The organism is Streptomyces bugieae (genome assembly GCF_036352915.1).
In the GTDB taxonomy this organism is placed as follows: domain Bacteria; phylum Actinomycetota; class Actinomycetes; order Streptomycetales; family Streptomycetaceae; genus Streptomyces; species Streptomyces endophytica.
Window position 1 is genome coordinate 1 of the sequence record NZ_JAZBJP010000209.1, and the last position, 408, is coordinate 408.

Annotated in this window: 1 protein-coding gene; it reads right to left on the minus strand. The window is 67.2% G+C overall.

Going from position 1 to position 408, the window contains the following annotated elements:
* Window positions 1-17: 17 nt before the first annotated feature.
* Complete coding sequence (locus tag V2J85_RS40915; RefSeq protein ID WP_311600818.1) at window positions 18-353, minus strand: HypC/HybG/HupF family hydrogenase formation chaperone; 336 nt, start codon at window positions 351-353, stop codon at window positions 18-20.
* Window positions 354-408: the final 55 nt, after the last annotated feature.

A 408-nucleotide genomic window follows, 5' to 3' on the forward strand; every position in this document is an offset into this window, starting at 1 on the left:
GAATTCATTGAGATACTTCATGACCGCGCCTCCTTCTCACTGCGGTCGGCGGGGAGTTCGGTTCCGGCCGGGCGTTCGGCGCCCGCGTCCTTCGCCGCCCTGCCCCAGTGGTCGCCGAACTCCTCCTCCAGGACGCCGAGGTTCTCGAAGAGTTCCAGGGTCTGGCGCGCCGACTCCTCGTCGAGCCGTTGCAGGGCGAATCCGACGTGGACGATGGCGTAGTCCCCCACCCGCATGTCGGGGACGTACTCCAGGCAGACGTCCTTGACGACACCGCCGAAGTCGACCTTGGCCATCCGCGTGGCGTCGCGTTCCTCGATCTCCAGCACTCGGCCGGGTACGGCCAGACACATGGCGCTCTCCTCCCTCACTCCTTCGTCCGGGCGGCGACCATCAGCTGTCCGAGCG

What these genes read in the sequence shown, in the direction of transcription:
- V2J85_RS40915 (WP_311600818.1), bottom strand. Translation starts at nt 353, where the DNA reads ATGTGTCTGGCCGTACCCGGCCGAGTGCTGGAGATCGAGGAACGCGAC.